The following is a 563-nucleotide window of genomic DNA, read 5'->3' as shown; positions in this document are numbered from 1 at the left end:
AGGTGTACGGAAACGCCTTGAGGGCCTCGACCAGTCTCCGGCAGTCGAGGCGGTCAACGAAGGCCCGCAGAATCATCTCCTCAGGTTCCGGCTCGCGGCTGGAGCTGCGCCGTGCGGCGGCCCTGAGCAGCCTGCCCGCCTGGGCCTCGCTGATGGAGAGCAGGTCGGCGACGTCACGCGGTGTCAGGCCATGGTGAAGGAAGCCCCTGGCTGCTCGCAGTTCATCGAAACGGGCCACGCGCTGCCGGGCCCGCCGGCGCAGCTCCTCAGGATCGTCATCCATGGAGCCTCAGTCCTCCGCCGGCGTTTCCTCGGGCAGGCCCGCCCGGATGCCGGCCGCTGTCTTCTCGTAGGCGGCAGCAATGTACTCGTTGTATTTGGAACGCTCGACACGCCACTGGCCCCGGCCACCAATCTGTATCGCAGGCAGCTCTCCGGAGCGGACCAGCGCGTACGCCTGGGCCTGGGAGATGGCCAGATCCTCGGCCACCTGGGGCAGTGTCATGAAGCGGGCAGGCATACTGCCATCGTATGCACACCGCTGGCCTGCCGGGCAAAAAAAG

The 563-nt window shown here is 67.1% G+C and carries 2 protein-coding genes; both read right to left on the bottom strand.

The genetic code is table 11. From position 1 onward, the window contains the following. The coding region (locus tag AC5RVV_RS17905) for a hypothetical protein (RefSeq protein WP_494002699.1) at nucleotides 1–283 on the bottom strand (283 nt) is incomplete at its 3' end. Between the two features lie 6 nt (nucleotides 284–289). Next, nucleotides 290–520, bottom strand: a complete 231-nt coding sequence (locus tag AC5RVV_RS17900) for a helix-turn-helix transcriptional regulator (RefSeq protein WP_494002698.1) — start codon at nucleotides 518–520, stop codon at nucleotides 290–292. Nucleotides 521–563 lie beyond the last annotated feature (43 nt).

Source organism: Arthrobacter sp. MDT2-34-1 (assembly GCF_059091365.1).
The sequence above is the reverse complement of the archived record's forward strand: the minus strand, read 5'-3'. Positions and strand labels throughout refer to the sequence as shown.